9 protein-coding genes are annotated in these 15884 nt (G+C 45.2%); 4 read left to right on the top strand and 5 right to left on the bottom strand.

What is annotated here, in order from left to right:
- Positions 1 to 233: 233 nt before the first annotated feature.
- Complete coding sequence (locus NG798_RS12790) at positions 234 to 1343, top strand: DNA polymerase beta superfamily protein (protein ID WP_261223166.1); 1110 nt, start codon at positions 234 to 236, stop codon at positions 1341 to 1343.
- 95 nt (positions 1344 to 1438) lie between these two features.
- Here NG798_RS12790 and NG798_RS12785 read toward each other — a convergent pair whose 3' ends face one another.
- The gene (locus tag NG798_RS12785) at positions 1439 to 3970 is read right to left on the bottom strand and encodes a U32 family peptidase (RefSeq protein ID WP_261223164.1); all 2532 of its coding nucleotides are present in this window, start codon (positions 3968 to 3970) and stop codon (positions 1439 to 1441) included.
- Positions 3971 to 4434: 464 nt separating this feature from the next.
- Entirely contained in the window at positions 4435 to 5037 is a 603-nt protein-coding gene (locus NG798_RS12780) for a DUF4126 domain-containing protein (RefSeq protein ID WP_261223162.1), read from the bottom strand.
- Between the two features lie 465 nt (positions 5038 to 5502).
- Between NG798_RS12780 and NG798_RS12775 the strand changes: the two genes are divergently transcribed.
- Together NG798_RS12775 and NG798_RS12770 are read left to right on the top strand one after the other, a co-directional pair.
- Positions 5503 to 6789 (top strand): Glu/Leu/Phe/Val dehydrogenase, encoded by a 1287-nt coding sequence (locus tag NG798_RS12775; protein ID WP_261223160.1) that lies wholly within the window; start codon positions 5503 to 5505, stop codon positions 6787 to 6789.
- A 167-nt stretch (positions 6790 to 6956) separates the two neighbouring features.
- A complete protein-coding gene (locus tag NG798_RS12770; protein ID WP_261223159.1) occupies positions 6957 to 7559 on the top strand; it encodes a hypothetical protein in 603 nt (200 codons plus the stop codon).
- Between the two features lie 95 nt (positions 7560 to 7654).
- On the opposite strand, the gene NG798_RS12765 is transcribed toward NG798_RS12770, so the two are convergent.
- On the bottom strand, positions 7655 to 10237 hold the full coding sequence (locus tag NG798_RS12765; RefSeq protein WP_261223158.1) for an AAA-like domain-containing protein: 2583 nt from the start codon (positions 10235 to 10237) through the stop codon (positions 7655 to 7657).
- A gap of 654 nt (positions 10238 to 10891) precedes the next feature.
- Here NG798_RS12765 and NG798_RS12760 point away from each other — a divergent pair.
- Positions 10892 to 11599 carry a rhomboid family intramembrane serine protease gene (locus NG798_RS12760; protein WP_261223156.1) on the top strand — a complete coding sequence of 236 codons (708 nt, stop codon included), beginning with the start codon at positions 10892 to 10894 and terminating at the stop codon, positions 11597 to 11599.
- A gap of 60 nt (positions 11600 to 11659) precedes the next feature.
- Here NG798_RS12760 and NG798_RS12755 read toward each other — a convergent pair whose 3' ends face one another.
- Positions 11660 to 13864 (bottom strand): tyrosine-protein kinase domain-containing protein, encoded by a 2205-nt coding sequence (locus tag NG798_RS12755; protein ID WP_261223154.1) that lies wholly within the window; start codon positions 13862 to 13864, stop codon positions 11660 to 11662.
- 131 nt (positions 13865 to 13995) lie between these two features.
- Positions 13996 to 15831, bottom strand: a complete 1836-nt coding sequence (locus NG798_RS12750; RefSeq protein ID WP_261223152.1) for an SLBB domain-containing protein — start codon at positions 15829 to 15831, stop codon at positions 13996 to 13998.
- Between the last annotated feature and the right edge of the window lie 53 nt (positions 15832 to 15884).

The following is a 15884-nucleotide window of genomic DNA, read 5'->3' as shown; positions in this document are numbered from 1 at the left end:
CGATGAAGTAAACGAAGAATTCTAAAAACCTGCTTTTTAAAACAAACCGGGTTTATCCTATGCCCCATTGATCAGAAAAACGCTATATATGCAGGTTTACTGGCAGCAATGTCTGCCGGCCCGCCTGTATCAGCCGGCCATCGGCAACTGTATTTACAGCCGGTGAATCTTAGTGTATTATTTATGTAACACTAAAAAATACAAGGCGATTTTAAGGCGATAAAGGAGAATCAATGGACAGAAAAAGCGTAGAGGCAGGCATAATTTTACTCGCCCTCACCGGCAGCCAAGCTTACGGAACAGCAACACCGGCCTCAGATTTTGATTACAAAGGCATATTTATTGCCCCAAAAGACTATTATTTAGGCTTTAAAAACATCGAACAAAAAGACACAGGCTGGACAACAGAACCAGGAACCGGCCTATATCCAATGCTTGATACAGCCAAAGATTGCACCGTCTATGAACTGCGAAAATTTTTAACTTTAATTGGCTCTAATAACCCCAACATTTTAGAAATGCTCTGGATGGATCGAGAATTTTATATCCACCTTTCTCCCATTGCCGAAAAACTGATTTCTTACCGTTCTGCCTTTTTATCACAAAAAGTCCGCTCATCTTTTGTTGGCTATGCTTATGCACAAGTCAAACGAGTAGAAAGTCATCGAAAATGGTTACTAAATCCCCCATCAAAAAAACCAGAACCCCAAGATTTTGGACTGCATGAACAAGACTACCGGCCTTTAACCAAATCAGAAATTAACGCTTTTTTGGAATTCCTATATATGCTCGTGCGAGACTGCATAGAGTTTATGGAACCCACCGAAGAACTGCGGACATTGCTGCTAGAAAAAATCGATTACAAAGGCATCATCAAACAGCATCCAATCCCAGCCGACTTATTACCAAAAGTCAAAGAATATACGCGAGCAACCGATAATTTCATTCATTTGTTGCACGTTTCCCAAGGCTACCGGCAAGCCTTGAATGAATGGGAAGCATATTCTAAATGGAAAGCCGGCAGAAACCCCCAAAGAAAAGCCTTAGAAAGCAAATGTGGGTATGACGCAAAACACATGGCTCATAGCATCCGTTTACTGAAAATGGGAATTGAAATTTTAACCAAAGGCACACTTTCAGTCAACCGCAAAAAAGCCGGTGATGCCGACTATTTGCTCTCCATTCGTAACGGCGATATTGCCTACGAAGAAGTCAAACAAATAGCCGAAAACTTATTTGAAGAAATCAAAACAGTCAAAACCGAATTACCGCCACAAGTAGACTCAGAATTTCTCAACCAAGTTTGCGTTGAACTCGTAGAAATGGTAATGACTAATTCTTGATGTAGGGGCGGTGCCACTCTTTGGCAAAGGCGAAGCGCCTGTATGCAAACCCAGCAAGAGTTCCCGCCCCCTTCCTCAACCCAACCGGCCTTTTTTTAAACTTTAGCTGTTTTCATTCCCTGCATCCCCAAAGAACCGCGAGTCACCCCCAATTTTGGTAGCAACTTCAAAGCTTGCCACAATTGATCACCGCTAATTTCACCGCGTAACAACTTGCGATAACTGCCAATAGTTTCTATCACTTGATCAGGAGTATCATTCAAAAATTCAATGCGGAAAAAACGCACCCCAAGCTGTAACAAACGTTCCGCATATTCAGCCCCCGTCTGAGCACTGCCATTAAATAACGTATTCCGACAACCGGCATCCGCTTGTAAAATATGCTCTGTGCCCACCCGATCACGCAATTTTACCTCATATTTTTCGCACGGGCGCCCGCAATTCGTGAAATCAGTTCCCGTTGAAAGAAAAGCACAAAAAACACAGTGTTCCATGTGAAACATTGGCATTCGCTGATGAATTGTGACTTCAAACCAATGAGGAGGACAACCGGCAATTAAATCCTCTAATTGATGAATATTCAAATCATAAGAAGCCGTCAAAAGTTCCAAGCCAACACGATTAACAAAATAATCAGCCGTCAAAGGATTAGCCACATTTAGCGCAAAATCTCCCCGACAACGTTCACCGGCAAAAAACTTCAAATGGTCATAATTTCGCAGCAAATACCCATCCGCATTACAATCACTAACTTGTTGCAAAATATAATTTTCTGACGGTTTCGTAATACGCGGTGGCGCAACCCAAATACTTTGATTATTTGTGGTTGGATTTTCCCGCACCATCCGCACCGCCTCTTTATATTTTTGCGGGTCTTCAAACTCACAATAAAGCGTTTCAACCTTGGCTTTCAAAGCAGCTTCTAACTGCCGTAAATTACGCACCAAAACAATTAATTCAGGCGGCGGGGATAATGTAACATTTGCTTTGGGCAATAAATCAGCCACCGAAACATTTTGCCGTAACTCCCAGCGTTTAGGTGCAGATCGCATCGCTTCGAGTTGAGCAACAATTTCTCGCCGCAAGCGATTTAATTCACTCACCGGCATCATCAATTCCCCCACCATCAAATTTTCCAAAGTTCCTAAACAAAACGGCGTATTTCCTAACCGGCCAAATTGTTCTTGCAGCCGTTCCGTAGTCAGCGGTTTGTTGTGTGCATCCACCAGCGCCATTGCCGAGTCAACCTGCACAATATTTCCCAATTCATCACGGGCAATCACACTCATAAATCCCCCCGCTTCCCCGTGAATTTCCAGAGAAATTGGCCGCGTAAATAGTGGGTTTTCCCCCGTAAAAGTTTGCCGTAGATGCCGGTCAAGTTCTGGATCGCTGGTTTTCCAAACTTTATCGCCAATATTAACTTTTCGCCAATTAAAACTCTGCCGACTAAAGCCTAAAATTGTTTCCTTTCCTTGCCGTTCAACTTCATAAATTCTCCCCCCTTCTTCTGCTGCTTCTGGGTGTCCGTTGTCGAACACAACCCCATCCCCCGGTTTCACCGGCACCTGCAATTTTACACTGATTTTTTCCTTACAAATTCGCGTCACTTCCCCCAAATAAACCCCTCGCTTTTTGCCAAAACGAGCATGAACTAATTCCTGGTTATTAATTCCTTGAAACCAGCCGGTGTATAACCCACGAGAAAATGCCATTTCTAAATTATATTTTTCCTGAGATTGGGAATTTACACCTTCTAAAGCAGAACCCGCCATCTCAGTTATCACCCGATCCAGCGCTTCCCGATATACTTTAGTTACATTCGCCACATACTCCGGGCTTTTCAAACGTCCTTCTATCTTTAAGCTACTCACACCCGCTCTAACCAAATCTGGCAACACATCTAACCCAGCCAAATCTTGCGGACTCAGCAAATATTTTCGCTCACCAAGTTCTACTATTTCCCCATCTGCAAGCAACTCATAAGGCATCCGACAAGCTTGGGCACACTCACCACGATTCGCCGAACGCCCGCCCAGAGACTCACTCGTGAGACATTGACCCGAATACGCCACACACAACGCCCCATGCACAAACACTTCCAGAGGCAACGAAACACCCCTCTCGCTTATCTGTTGCTTTATCTTAGTGATTTCTTTCAGCGAACACTCGCGGGCCAGCACCACCAACTCACAGCCCAGGCTTTTTGCAAATTCCACACCCGCCGCACTTGTCACCGTCATTTGCGTAGAAGCGTGAATCGGAAAATCCGGGGATAAATGACGAATCAACCGGCAAATTCCTATATCTTGTACAATCGCCGCATCCACCCCAGCATTAATAATTGTGCGAAGATACTGCTCCGCTTGTGAGAGTTCCCCCCCAAAAACCAACGTATTCAGAGTCACATAACCCTTTACACCGCGCCGGTGTAAAAACTCCATCAATTCCGGTAAATCAGCCTGAGTGAAGTTTTCGGCCCGCATTCGAGCATTGAAGCGTTCTAGGCCAAAATAGATAGCATCCGCACCATTTTCAATCGCCGCTTTAGCACATTCCCAATTTCCCGCCGGTGCCAATAATTCAGGCCGGTTAAAACTTGGCTTTGCCGATTCCTTACTTTCCATAAACATGATCGGATTTTAGATTTTAGATTTTAGATTTTCAACCTATATAAACATCCTATCATTTTATTAATTTTCTGCGCTACCCCCGGCACCATTTGACCGAAACAAAAAATTTTCTCAGGCTGAATCAATTATGCTTAAGTTTGCTGCAATTAATGCAAAGTTTATTCTAACTGTTCAGCTTTTTCGCGGGCGATATTCGCAAAATCTTGCGCCTGGTTATAAAGCTCTGCTTAAAACAAAGCACTCGCTATTTTAAGATTCGCCGCTGCCAACAATTCCACCCTGGCTTGTGTTCTTATCTGTACATTTTGGCTCTTTGGTTTCTTCCCCCACGAGATTTTTTTATAAAAAAATAAAACTATCTAATCCAATCCAAAATTTACCCCTATCTTATTAAAATAAAGGCTTATAACTGGTTCGCTAATCAGTTGCAGCCCTTTCAAAAACTATCCTAAAACTAATTAATCTTGATCACTTTTATTTTGTCGAGACTTCCTACGCGGCCCCTGTTCCACATACCAATTATACCAATCCTTAGAACTCCGAATTGCCAGCCAAAGCAAAAGCAAAGCAATCAAACCCCCCTGTCGAGGAGCATCAAAAGCAAACAAAACCAAACAAACACAAAGCACATCCTGCAAAAAAATCACCCACACCGGCAACCCCCGCAGACGATAAAACCAGCCAGCCTGCACCAACTGCAAAACCAAAGCCAATAACCCCCCAACAACACCAATAATCCAAACCAAAAAAGCAGGCATTCCTTTTTGCTCAACCAGCGTAATTTGAGCAATCCCCATCGCCAAAATTGCCCCCACCAGAGGACTAAAAACAAGCTGAACCACCAACAAAATCCGCTGACCCAGCAATTTTTTAGAAGCAAACAACTCAAACAGCGACCAACTCACCAAAACCCCCACCACCAGAGGCTGAGGAAAGCGCGACAACACAGGAAAGCGCGACCATAAACTCTCACTTTGCAAAATTCCAATCAAAAGTAGGGGCAGAGCAATTCGCAGACCCCCCGCCGCAGAAGCAGAAAGTGCCGCCAGCAGTTCTATCATCAGTTGTCCGTTGTAAATATTTCGTTATCCATCCAGACAGAGTTTTTCTTGACAAATCTCATAACTTATGCTAACAAATTTCAACACTAACCCGCCTGCCAACTTAAACCCCTCAGCATATTTACTTATTTTGACAGTCCAAATCGCCAAAAAATAAGCTTTAAATTTTATCCGAATTTTCTATTGACAAACTGTGTAAATGGATACCATATTAAAAGAAGAGAGGTTGAAAAGCCTTAAACAAAAATTAAGTTTACTTATAAAATCTCCGCAAAAGACCCCTTTTATTTATTAATCAGCCGGTACAAAACAACGCCGCGACTGATCCGGGCCTTTGCGTCACAACTTATCCAAAAGACCCAAAACCTCGCCCCGAAAACAAAAGCAAACAAAACGGGGATCAAAACAAACCCGCTTAAAATCCAAAAACTTCCCCCTGTGTGGCGGAAAGGAGAAATTACTAAAATGAGCGAATCATTATTTGCAGATGCCAGCAAGCGGCTAGAACAAGCTCTCAAATATGCAAATATTTCTGAAGACGCAATAGAGCGATTAAAATATCCAAAAACCAGCCTAACCGTATCAATTCCTGTACGAATGGATAACGGCTCATTACGAATATTTAAAGGCTACCGAGTCCGCTATGATGACACACGGGGCCCCGGAAAAGGAGGAGTCCGTTATCATCCCAGCGTTAGCCTAGACGAAGTACAATCGCTTGCCTTTTGGATGACATTTAAATGTGCAGCCGTTAACCTTCCCTTTGGCGGCGCAAAAGGCGGAGTTACCGTCAACCCCAAAGAACTCTCCCGCCTTGAACTCGAACGCCTTTCTCGCGGCTACATTGACGCTATCGCCGACTTTATCGGGCCCGACATCGATATTCCCGCCCCCGACGTCTACACCAACCCAATGATCATGGGGTGGTACATGGATCAATACAGCATCATCCACCGGCAACTCACCCCCGCCGTAGTCACCGGCAAACCCCTGAGTTTGGGAGGCAGCCTTGGACGCGACACCGCCACCGCCGCCGGCGCATTTTATGTCATCGAAACCCTGATGCCAAAATTTGACCAACCGGCCCAAAATACCACCGTCGCCATTCAAGGATTTGGCAACGCCGGCGCCCACCTCGCCACCCTGCTTTACAATGCCGGTTACAAAATCGTCGCCGTCAGCGACTCAAAAGGCGGAGTCTACGCGAAAAAAGGCTTAGATATTCCCAGCATTCGCCGGTTCAAAGACACCCAAAAAGGTCTACAAGCCATCTATTGCGAGGACAGCGTATGCAACGTCGTTGAACACGAAGTCCTGAGCAATGAAGACTTACTTGGTTTAGACGTTGATTTACTCATTCCCGCCGCCCTAGAAAATCAAATCACCGAAACAAACGTCCACAATATCAAAGCAAAATACATCTTTGAAGTCGCCAACGGCCCCACAACCTCCGCCGCCGATAAAATTTTGGCAGAAAAAGGCATTTATGTATTTCCAGATATTTTAGTCAATGCCGGTGGAGTCACCGTCAGTTATTTTGAATGGGTACAAAACCGCAGCGGACTATACTGGACACTCGAAGAAGTTAACCAACGCCTCAAACAAAAAATGGTGGAAGAAACCCTGAAAATTTGGCAAATCAAGCAGGAATTTTCCATCAACCTGCGAACAGCCGCCTACGTCCACGCCCTCAACCGGCTTGGAGAAGCCCTCAGCGCCAAAGGCACCAGAGACTATTACCTCGGCAGCTAATTTTTCCAATTCTTCTTATTCTTCTTCTCTCCCCCTGCCCGCCAGCCGCGAGGCAGTTAGGGGGAGAGATTTTTCATTTCCCATTTCTTCTTAGGGGGAGAACTTCTGTCCCCCAGGTTCCGATCTTATGATCAGCTAAGATCATTGAAATTTCCTAAGCAAATCAAATGGATTACACCGTCACAAACCGGCCCAGAGGCCAACAACACATCAAACGGGCCGGTCAAATATTCGCCTCAACCCTGTGTCTGGGACTCCTGAGCCCCCTTGCACCCTCCGTCTTCGCCCAAACACCGGCCCCAGCAACACCGGCCCCAGCAACACCGGCCCCAGCAACACCGGCCCCAGCAACACCGGCCCAAACCCAACCAAACGCCCCAGCCAACCCAGTCGTCGAGAGACTCTACGGACAATGGCTGGCAAAAGATCCCGCCGGTGCACCCCTGCTAATGTTCATTTTCACCCCAGACGGAAAACTCTACATCATGCCACCGCCGAAAGCAGATGAACCCTCCCGCGCTATTGAAATGGGGTACAAAATCGACAGTACCCCCAAACCCATGCACCTTGATGTCAAACTAGACACCACACAAACCGTTTTAACCGTATTTGACTTCACCACCGAAGGAAAAATGCGCCTCCAACTCGAAGGCACAAACCCAGGGCAACCCCGACCAACAGAACTAAAAGAAACAGCAACAAATTTTGAAAAAATTTCCGATACCCCCACCCTACCACCCAACACCGAAATAATGAGTTTCAATCAATAATCATTCACGGTAAACAATAATTAGGTCTGGTGTGGAGCCGGTATCTCCACCGCTTCCACACCCGATTTTTTAATTACCAATTATTCAAAAAAAACCTAAACTTTAAACAAACAAACATCCACCTCTCCAAAATTTACCCCAAACGCCACATTCAAATTTTCCAAAGACTTCACCAACCACAAAATTTCACCCACCTGCAACCCCTCATAATGGTTAAATAAAATCGAAAACCGCTTTTCCAGATAAAACTTCACCTTCCGCGACAGCAAAACAATCTTCAGCAAAAGACCAATCGTGCGGATCGGCCCCAAATTTGCAATCAAATCAATAAAAATATAATGATTTGGAGACTGAGGATTTGCCACCACCAAAAAATTAAACAACTGGCTACAAGTCCGCATAATCAAAAAATCCGTTAAACGGTGGCCATCACATTCAGGAAAAGTATCTTTCATCAAATGCTTATATAAACGTCCATTAAACTGACGCCTGCCATATTCCGGCTCAACAGAAGCAATAATATACTCATACAAATCCGCTTTAAATCCCCGGTAAGATTTTGTTTCACTCGTATGAGTTAAAAACACCTGCGCCAAATCTCGATAACTATAAGATCCTTCCACCTTCCCCACAAATTGCCTCAGCGCAAAAAACAACTCCTGATCTGTCAGCAAAGTCGGATTTTGCACCGGCGCCGGGAACTTACAAGCAGATACTCCTAATTTACTTACCATTTGCGTCCGCCGCATCAAATAAGTTGCATATTGAGATAAATTAACCTCATATTCCCATTGACGTTGAATAGAAATCTGCCGAATTGTTGAAGCGTGTTCATAAGAACTTTCGGGAGCCAACAAACAATGGGTATATAAATAAGGATACCGGCAAATTAATTGACCCAAAGCCGGTTTCACTCCTGGTTTTACCTGACTCGGTGCGTGTTCAGAAACCGCTCTCACCAACCGTTTCAAAGTCAAATACTCTTCACTTTTTTTAAAATCCTCAATCAATTCTTGCAAGCGCAGATATAAACCCGAACCAGCAACTTTTTGCACAGACTGCACCGGCACCTTTTCAAACACTTTCACTAAATCAGCAATTGCCCCATGTGTGCGCGAATGAGTTTGCCAGCGGTTAATTAAAATATGACAACAACGATTCAGAAAATATCTAAATTGCTCATAACTTGGATTTGCCCCAACAATTCGCTCTAGCGCTGCTAAAACTTGAGGATCGGGATAACCGGCAACTTCGACAAACAACTGATTACAACGCTCAACTAATTGCGCTGGCGGTTCTTTATCACCCCAGTAAATTAAATGATTGTAAATAAGGTGTTCATCCTTATCAACCGCCAAACGTTCTTTGGCCAAAACTTGAGAACGTGCCTTAAATTTATCCGCAACTTGACTTGAAATTTGAGATTTAATTTTACTTTCCTCTAAAAACTGTAAATGTCGGTTGCTTAAATTTTTATCGTTCGCCCAAGCCAAAGCCTTATTTAAACCTTCACCCGCCAGCAAGCATGATTCATCTTGACAACCCGAAGCAAACCAAGCTTCCATTGCCGGGTAATAAGGGCAAGTTTTTTCTAACTCACTTTCTATCCAGTTTAAGTTAAAAATTTCTCGATAAGTACGGTTAAAAATCCGTAAATTTCCCTCTTTTTTTACCGCCAAACCCGCCATCAATAACCCTTCTTCTTCCCCACTCAAATCATCAACAATAGCCCCCTCTATCAATATCTTTTGATAAAGCATCAGCAATCGCGTAGACTTTTCACTGCCTTTAATGTAATCACAAATCGATTTAAAATGTTCGGACTTGTCTTGCTTTTCCCAGCTTTCTACAATAGAAGTTTTTACCAACTTCGCAATAAATTCTGACTCCTTACCAGCCCCAATAAACACCCCCGAATTAACCACCAACTTACAAAGCTTCTGCGTCAAAAACGGCTGCCCCCCCGTCCATTCCATAACTTTTTCAAGCACCGTCAACGGTTTAGCAGAATTCTTAGAAAAACCTTTGGCTAAACAATAACTTTGATAAATTTGCAACCCAATTAAATCAATAGACCGGCCAATCTCAAAAGGTGAGCGAATTTTATCTTCAATTAATTGTCTTGAAGTCGCCACACCCATCACCGCAAAAGTCAACCGATTATAATCTGGATAATCAGCCCGATTATCATAACAACGCCGCAGCGCCGCAAAAAAATCATCAACACGGAAATTAAGACTCAAAACACTCTCAATTTCATCGAAAAAAATCACAATATTTTTAGGAACTTCCCTTAAAACTACTTGCTCCAAAAATTCTGTAAACCGTTCCACCGGCGTTGCACAAACTCGCTTTGCCCACCAAGCGCGTAAATTCACCTTCTCCTCTAAATTAAAACTCACCCACAAACTTCTCACCACGCCTGCATACCACTGTTCAGGAGTAAGATTAGGTGAGCAAAATTTACTTAAATCAACCGCAGCACAAGCAATCCCAAAACCTTGCAACCGGCGCATCGTTTGCACCCGCAAACTTGATTTACCCATTTGTGGGGAATTCAACACATAACAAAACTCACCCTTTTTTAAACCCTCATACAGATCAAAATCTGCTTGACGGCGTACATAAGTCTGCGCCTCAAAGGGTAAGTAGCCGCCTACTTGATAATTGTCAACCATAAATGCACCCCACCGGAAATGACTCTTTCTCTATTCACTAAGGGTAAACCTTAGTTTTTTCTTGCTGTCAACATAGCTGTTTCACCCCTCACCGTCAATCCCACAAAAAAATTATCCCTCTTAAGAAAGATATTGTTAAAACTAATTAATTTTAAATTTCCTATCTATTTTTTATAATATTTAGCTTGGTAGAAGTAATATCCTTGTTTTGAATGGAATTGGCCCACCCCGAAGAATTTCACTCCTCCCCCACCCCCAAAAGTTTCTCATCCGTGCCACCCTCCCAGAAATTGGCATACCTCGCTCACCAATTCTTAATAGATAGCTCTCAAATTTTCAACTTGTTTACGAAAAAAATCTAACAGTTCAAAACCTTTAATTTGAGAAATTAAAATTTAACCTTATTTACATTTTCCAAGCCTACACAAGCCAACTTTCCCCATCTAACCATTTATTCACTTTTTTAAATAAATATAATTTTAGGGACATAAAAAGATATTTCCATTCATTATTTAACGTTTTTCCCAAAACTTTAAAAATCAAAAACACCACATCTCAAATCTCAAAATCAATAATCTCTCCCTTGGTAGAACCCTCTATTGCGGGGAATAGACTATCGTGAAAGCAAATTTATAAAAGCGAGGAAAAACGCCAGTGGTACCTTTACGCGATGACAACCCAGTACGCATCACCCCGTATGTAACCTACGGGTTAATAGCCGCCAACATCGTAGTATTTCTGTATGAAATAACCCTACTACCGCCACAGTTAGATGCCTTTTTCCGTAGCTGGGCAGTAGTTCCCAGAGAACTTTCTCTCACCCTAGAAGGCGCAATCATACCCACATCCCCCGTACCCGAATGGATAACCCTTATTAGCTCGCAATTTTTACACGGAGGATTTTTGCACATTGCCGGCAATATGTTATTTCTGTGGATATTTGGCAACAACGTAGAAGAGCGACTTGGACACATCAAATACTTAATTTTTTATATCACCTGCGGCGTACTAGCAGCCCTCAGCCAATGGCTATTTGCCCAAGGTTCAACCATCCCCTCCCTGGGAGCCTCCGGCGCCATAGCCGGCGTCATGGGAGCCTACATTTTGCGATATCCCCAAGCAGAAATTGTCACCTTAATACCCCTGGGATTTTTCACAAACATCGTGCGAGTACCGGCCTACTTTTTCCTGGGCTTTTGGTTTGTACAACAAGCCTTTAACGGACTTGCCAGCCTCAACTCACCCGTTGACATGGGAATGCAAGGCGGAGTTGCTTATTGGGCTCATGCCGGCGGCTTTATCTTCGGAGCCATCCTCGGCCCACTCTTCGGACTCTTAAGCAACCCCTCAGAAGAGTATTGAAGCACAAGCGGAAAAGCAGACAAACTCAAAAGCTCTGCCCGCTTGTCCCCTCCCAAATTTCTAAAACCGGCCACTGCTTGGCACCTCACCCGGTTGAGGAAATTGACGTTTTTTCTCAGCAGAAATTCCCGAAATGCGCCGGCTTTCTTCCCTGAGATCCACAACCGGCTTTTCTGTTTCCACAGAAGGACTATAAAGCGCCACCGGAATATCAACCCCATTAATAATCGAACCCAAAAGACGGACATCCTCCGCATCAATCAAAGGCTCAACAAACTCCGTCAACATCCCCCCTTCCGAAACAAGCGGACGAGTCACAATAGCCATCCCATCACAAAGCGGCTCCAACAAAAGCGCCTCTGTGCCGGTACTCAAAGCCGGTGCATCCACCACCACCAAATCAAACCGCCCACGCACCTCCTTAAACAACCGCTCAACCTCACTAGAATCCCAAATGCCCCCCCCATTCCGCACAGCAAGCGAAGGCACCAAATAAAGATTTTCAATCAAAGGCACCATCCGAATACAAAGATGCGGTTGACCATAATAACGCAAAGGTTCCAGCGAACTTTCAGGGTCAACCGCCACCTTCAAAGATCGCGCCCGCGAAGGTTGGCGCAAATCAGCCTCAAAAAGCAAAGTACGTTTGCCGGCCCGTGCCGAAGCAATGGCCAAATTATAAGCACAAAAAGTTTTGCCCTCAGAAGCAGCCGCCGAAGTCAACAACAAAATTTTCACCGGCTTCTCAGCCACCCGACGCAAAGCCGTCCGCAACCGCTCATAAAACTCCAAATAAGGAGAATGAGGTTCAACCATCAAAGGCATATTCTCAGGATCAGAATCAAACAACCACACCGCAGGTAAAACCCCCAAAACCGGCAGATCCCGATCTTGCAACCAAGCGCGAACCTCCTCCACTGTATATAACTTCCCATCCAGCAAAGACACCAAAAATATCAAAACCCCACCGCCCACCAAACCCACCACACCACCAGCCACCAAAACCAAAGGCATAGGCAAATTCGGCTTTGTGGTTGGGTAAACCCTTGGCGGTTGCGGCAAAACATTCACACTACTCACAACTTCGGCTTGGGCTGTTCTGGCATCTGCGAGCAAAGTCTGCATATTGTCATAAAGAGTTTTCTTAATCGTTAGCTGCTGTAACAAGCGTTCTCGTTCCAATTGCTTATTCGGAAGCGTCGCAAACTCCGCCCGTAATTCCTGTTCTGTGCGACCAGTTGCTTCCAACTGCTGCTGGACGCGATCTCGTTCTGCCTGTAAACCAACCAGCGTACTCGCCAACTGTTGCCGCGCCGGATCTAAACTACTAATGGAGCGAATCTCACCATTATTCAACAAACCCGCCGCCCGATTTGCGCCCACCACCTCAGCAGCCCTTTGATCAAACAACTCTGCTAAACCTTGCAAATTCCGCCGCAACTCTACAATTTTGGGGTGATCTTCCTGTAAGTCTTGCAAAAGAATTTCAAGTTGGGCCTCATTTTGATGAATTTGTGCCCGCAAAGAAGCCAAAATCGGATCAGCACTAAGCGCCTGAGCTATATAAGCTTGTTCGGGCGTTAATCCCAGTTTTTCGGAGATACTGCGAATTTGTGCCTCATACCCCGATCTACTCAGTTGCAGTTGTCGCTGTTGTTCTTGTGCGGTTGCAATGGCGGTGGGTAGCGCCCCAATTCGAGCGCCCGACAGCACAGCCCCTTCAACGCGATCATATTGTTCGAGTTTTTGCTGTGCTTCTTTGAGTTCTGTTTCCACCGGCACCAAACGTTTTTGCAATTCCTCAATTGTTGCTTCTACTCGCGTTTCGTTAATTTTGCTGCTATATTGCACCATTGCATTGAGCAAAGCGCTGACGATGGTTTTTGCTTTTTCAGGATTTTCTGCCCGGTATTGCACCTGAATTAAGGGCGGTGTTCCTTCTTTGGGCATAATCACTTTTGCGCCATTTCTTAGCTGATTTGGGTCTTCTTTGGTTTGATCAGCTACTATTTTTATGACTTCTGGCGCTAACAAAAAATCTGGGTTAACTTGAGGTGCTTGTCCTTGCACTTCGGATGTTGTTTTAGAAAATATGACTAATGGTTTATTAGAAGCGAGGAAGCCTTCGGCGGTAAAACTTGGTTTGGGATCTGGTTGAATTGCTAAAACTCCACCGGCCCCTACGGCTAGGACAAAAACACCTGCTCCTAACCATTTATATTTGCCAATTGCTATAAGATATTTTTTTACAATAGGGAGAACCATAATGATTTTAGGTTTTAGTTTGGGGTTGGGTTTTTATATAAACCGCAGATAAACGCAGATGAACGCAGATAAACGAGGGATGAAAAAGGATAGGGGTTTGAAGGTTAAAGGTTTAACAATATTTTTTTAAATTAGCGGTTAGTTCCGGGGGGGGCAAAGAGGTTTGTGGCGCTATTGCTGAGGGATTCAAAAAATAGCAAAAATCCGAGAATATCTCGAAATGGTTGCGTAAAGGTGTTGAGGGCGTAGCTTATTCTTGCTACTAGGTTTCGACCAACTACAATAACGTCGTTGTCTTGGAGCATGGGGTTTTGGGTGGGATCTCCCAATAGTGCTTCTTTGCCGTCTAGGTCTTGTGAGACTGCTTTTCCTTGTTCGGGATCAAAGCGTATCAAGGCTATGCTGCGGAGGTTGGCTCTATCTAGGGGGATGTTGTTGAGTGCGTCCGCAAAGCTGCTGCCGTTGGGAAGGCTGACGGTACCGGCTGCACCACTAGGGTAACTTAAAATTCGCACGTTGATGGTGGGTTTTGCGAGGGTTGAGCGGGCTATTAATCGTCGGTCGTAGGCTGCATCGGTTCCGGGTTCGAGTCTGGGGACAATGACGGCATCGCCATTGGCTAAACGCAGGTCGGGTAGGGGTTGGGAGTTTTGTAAGGGGGTGAATAAGTCGAGGGTTTCTTCGCTATACCGGCCTTCTCCTAATGATCTTCGCACACGGACGGCTCGCAAGTCTGCGGTTTGGGTGATTCCACCGGCCAGCAGTAAGACGTCGGATACTCGTGAGGCGTTTGCTTGTAGGGGATAAAATCCAGGTTTGGCGATTTCGCCGGTGACAGTGACTTGGATGCCGGTTTGGGATGCCAGGGTTGACCGGCCAATTAACGCGCTGATTTCATCGCCGGCGCTGCTTATTTCGCGTTTTGGGATAAAAATGACGTCGCCTTCGGAAAGTCGAAAGGCGGGGGGTAGGGTGCCGGTGGTGAGGGGTGTCAAAAAGTCTAGGGTTTGTTCGATTACTGATCCATCTGAGAGGGTACGTCGGATTTTGATGCTGCTTAAGTCTGAGGCTGCTGTGAGTCCACCGGCTATCTGTAAGGCGTCGAACACTCGCACACTCTGGGGAGGGAGGGGATAAAATCCTGGCCGGCCTACTTCTCCGGCGACGGTGACTGATATGGGCCGGTTGGATGCTAGGTTTGATTGGCTGATAATTTGGGGGTTGTAGCTGGGGGCTGTGGTGATGTCTTGTTTGGGGATAATTATTACGTCGCCGTCTTCAAGGCGTTCGCTTGGCAGTTCCCCGCCGCTTTGCAGGGGGGTGAATAAATCAAAGTTGCGTTCTAGGACTGTTCCATCGTTTAAGGTTCGCCGAATTCGGACAAATCTTAAGTCTGCGGTTGGGTTTGCTCCACCGGCTAATATTATGGCGCTGGCTATTCTAGGTTGAATATTTGTAGGGATAACATAAAACCCCGGTTGGCCGACTTCGCCTGTGATGGCAATATTTACGGGTCTTTGGGCTGCGAGGGCAAGCGTTACAATCGGATCTCGGATAAATTGGCTCAGTCTTACTTGGATGAGTTCTTGGGCTTGTTCTAGGGTTAATCCTTGGACAGATAAACTGCCAATTAAGGGCATGATGATTTTGCCTTCAGGGTTAATCTGGCCGTTGAAGGTAAGGTCGGGATAGCGAAATACTTGCACGAATATTTGATCGCCTGGGCCTAATCGGTAGGTTCGGAATAAGTCGCTTGTCTGCGGAACTCCACCCTGTCGCGTTCCGCTGGCGGGAGGGTTAAAAGAGGGGGTGGAATTGGGCGGTGGTGAAAGGAGTTGTGGGGTTTGGGCGTTGGTTGGCAGTTGAGTAGTATTTAAAATGCCGGCCATGATTAGGGTTATGGTGCCGGTGGGGAGACTTGCACCAGTCAATGACAATAAGTGGTATGGGGAGAATTTAATCATCATTCAATGGTAAATGCTCATGGCTAAATGATAAGGGGCCGATGGGTTCGGTTGTA

The organism is Ancylothrix sp. D3o (genome assembly GCF_025370775.1).
Taxonomy (GTDB): Bacteria; Cyanobacteriota; Cyanobacteriia; order Cyanobacteriales; family Oscillatoriaceae; genus Ancylothrix.
The sequence above is the reverse complement of the archived record's forward strand: the minus strand, read 5'-3'. Positions and strand labels throughout refer to the sequence as shown.

Excerpts from the sequence above, each read along its gene's own strand:
- NG798_RS12790 (WP_261223166.1), top strand. The coding sequence starts at position 234 with ATGGACAGAAAAAGCGTAGAGGCAGGCATAATTTTACTCGCCCTCACC.
- NG798_RS12785 (WP_261223164.1), bottom strand. The coding sequence starts at position 3,970 with ATGGAAAGTAAGGAATCGGCAAAGCCAAGTTTTAACCGGCCTGAATTA.
- NG798_RS12780 (WP_261223162.1), bottom strand. The coding sequence starts at position 5,037 with ATGATAGAACTGCTGGCGGCACTTTCTGCTTCTGCGGCGGGGGGTCTG.
- NG798_RS12775 (WP_261223160.1), top strand. The coding sequence starts at position 5,503 with ATGAGCGAATCATTATTTGCAGATGCCAGCAAGCGGCTAGAACAAGCT.
- NG798_RS12770 (WP_261223159.1), top strand. The coding sequence starts at position 6,957 with ATGGATTACACCGTCACAAACCGGCCCAGAGGCCAACAACACATCAAA.
- NG798_RS12765 (WP_261223158.1), bottom strand. The coding sequence starts at position 10,237 with ATGGTTGACAATTATCAAGTAGGCGGCTACTTACCCTTTGAGGCGCAG.
- NG798_RS12755 (WP_261223154.1), bottom strand. The coding sequence starts at position 13,864 with ATGGTTCTCCCTATTGTAAAAAAATATCTTATAGCAATTGGCAAATAT.
- NG798_RS12750 (WP_261223152.1), bottom strand. The coding sequence starts at position 15,831 with ATGATGATTAAATTCTCCCCATACCACTTATTGTCATTGACTGGTGCA.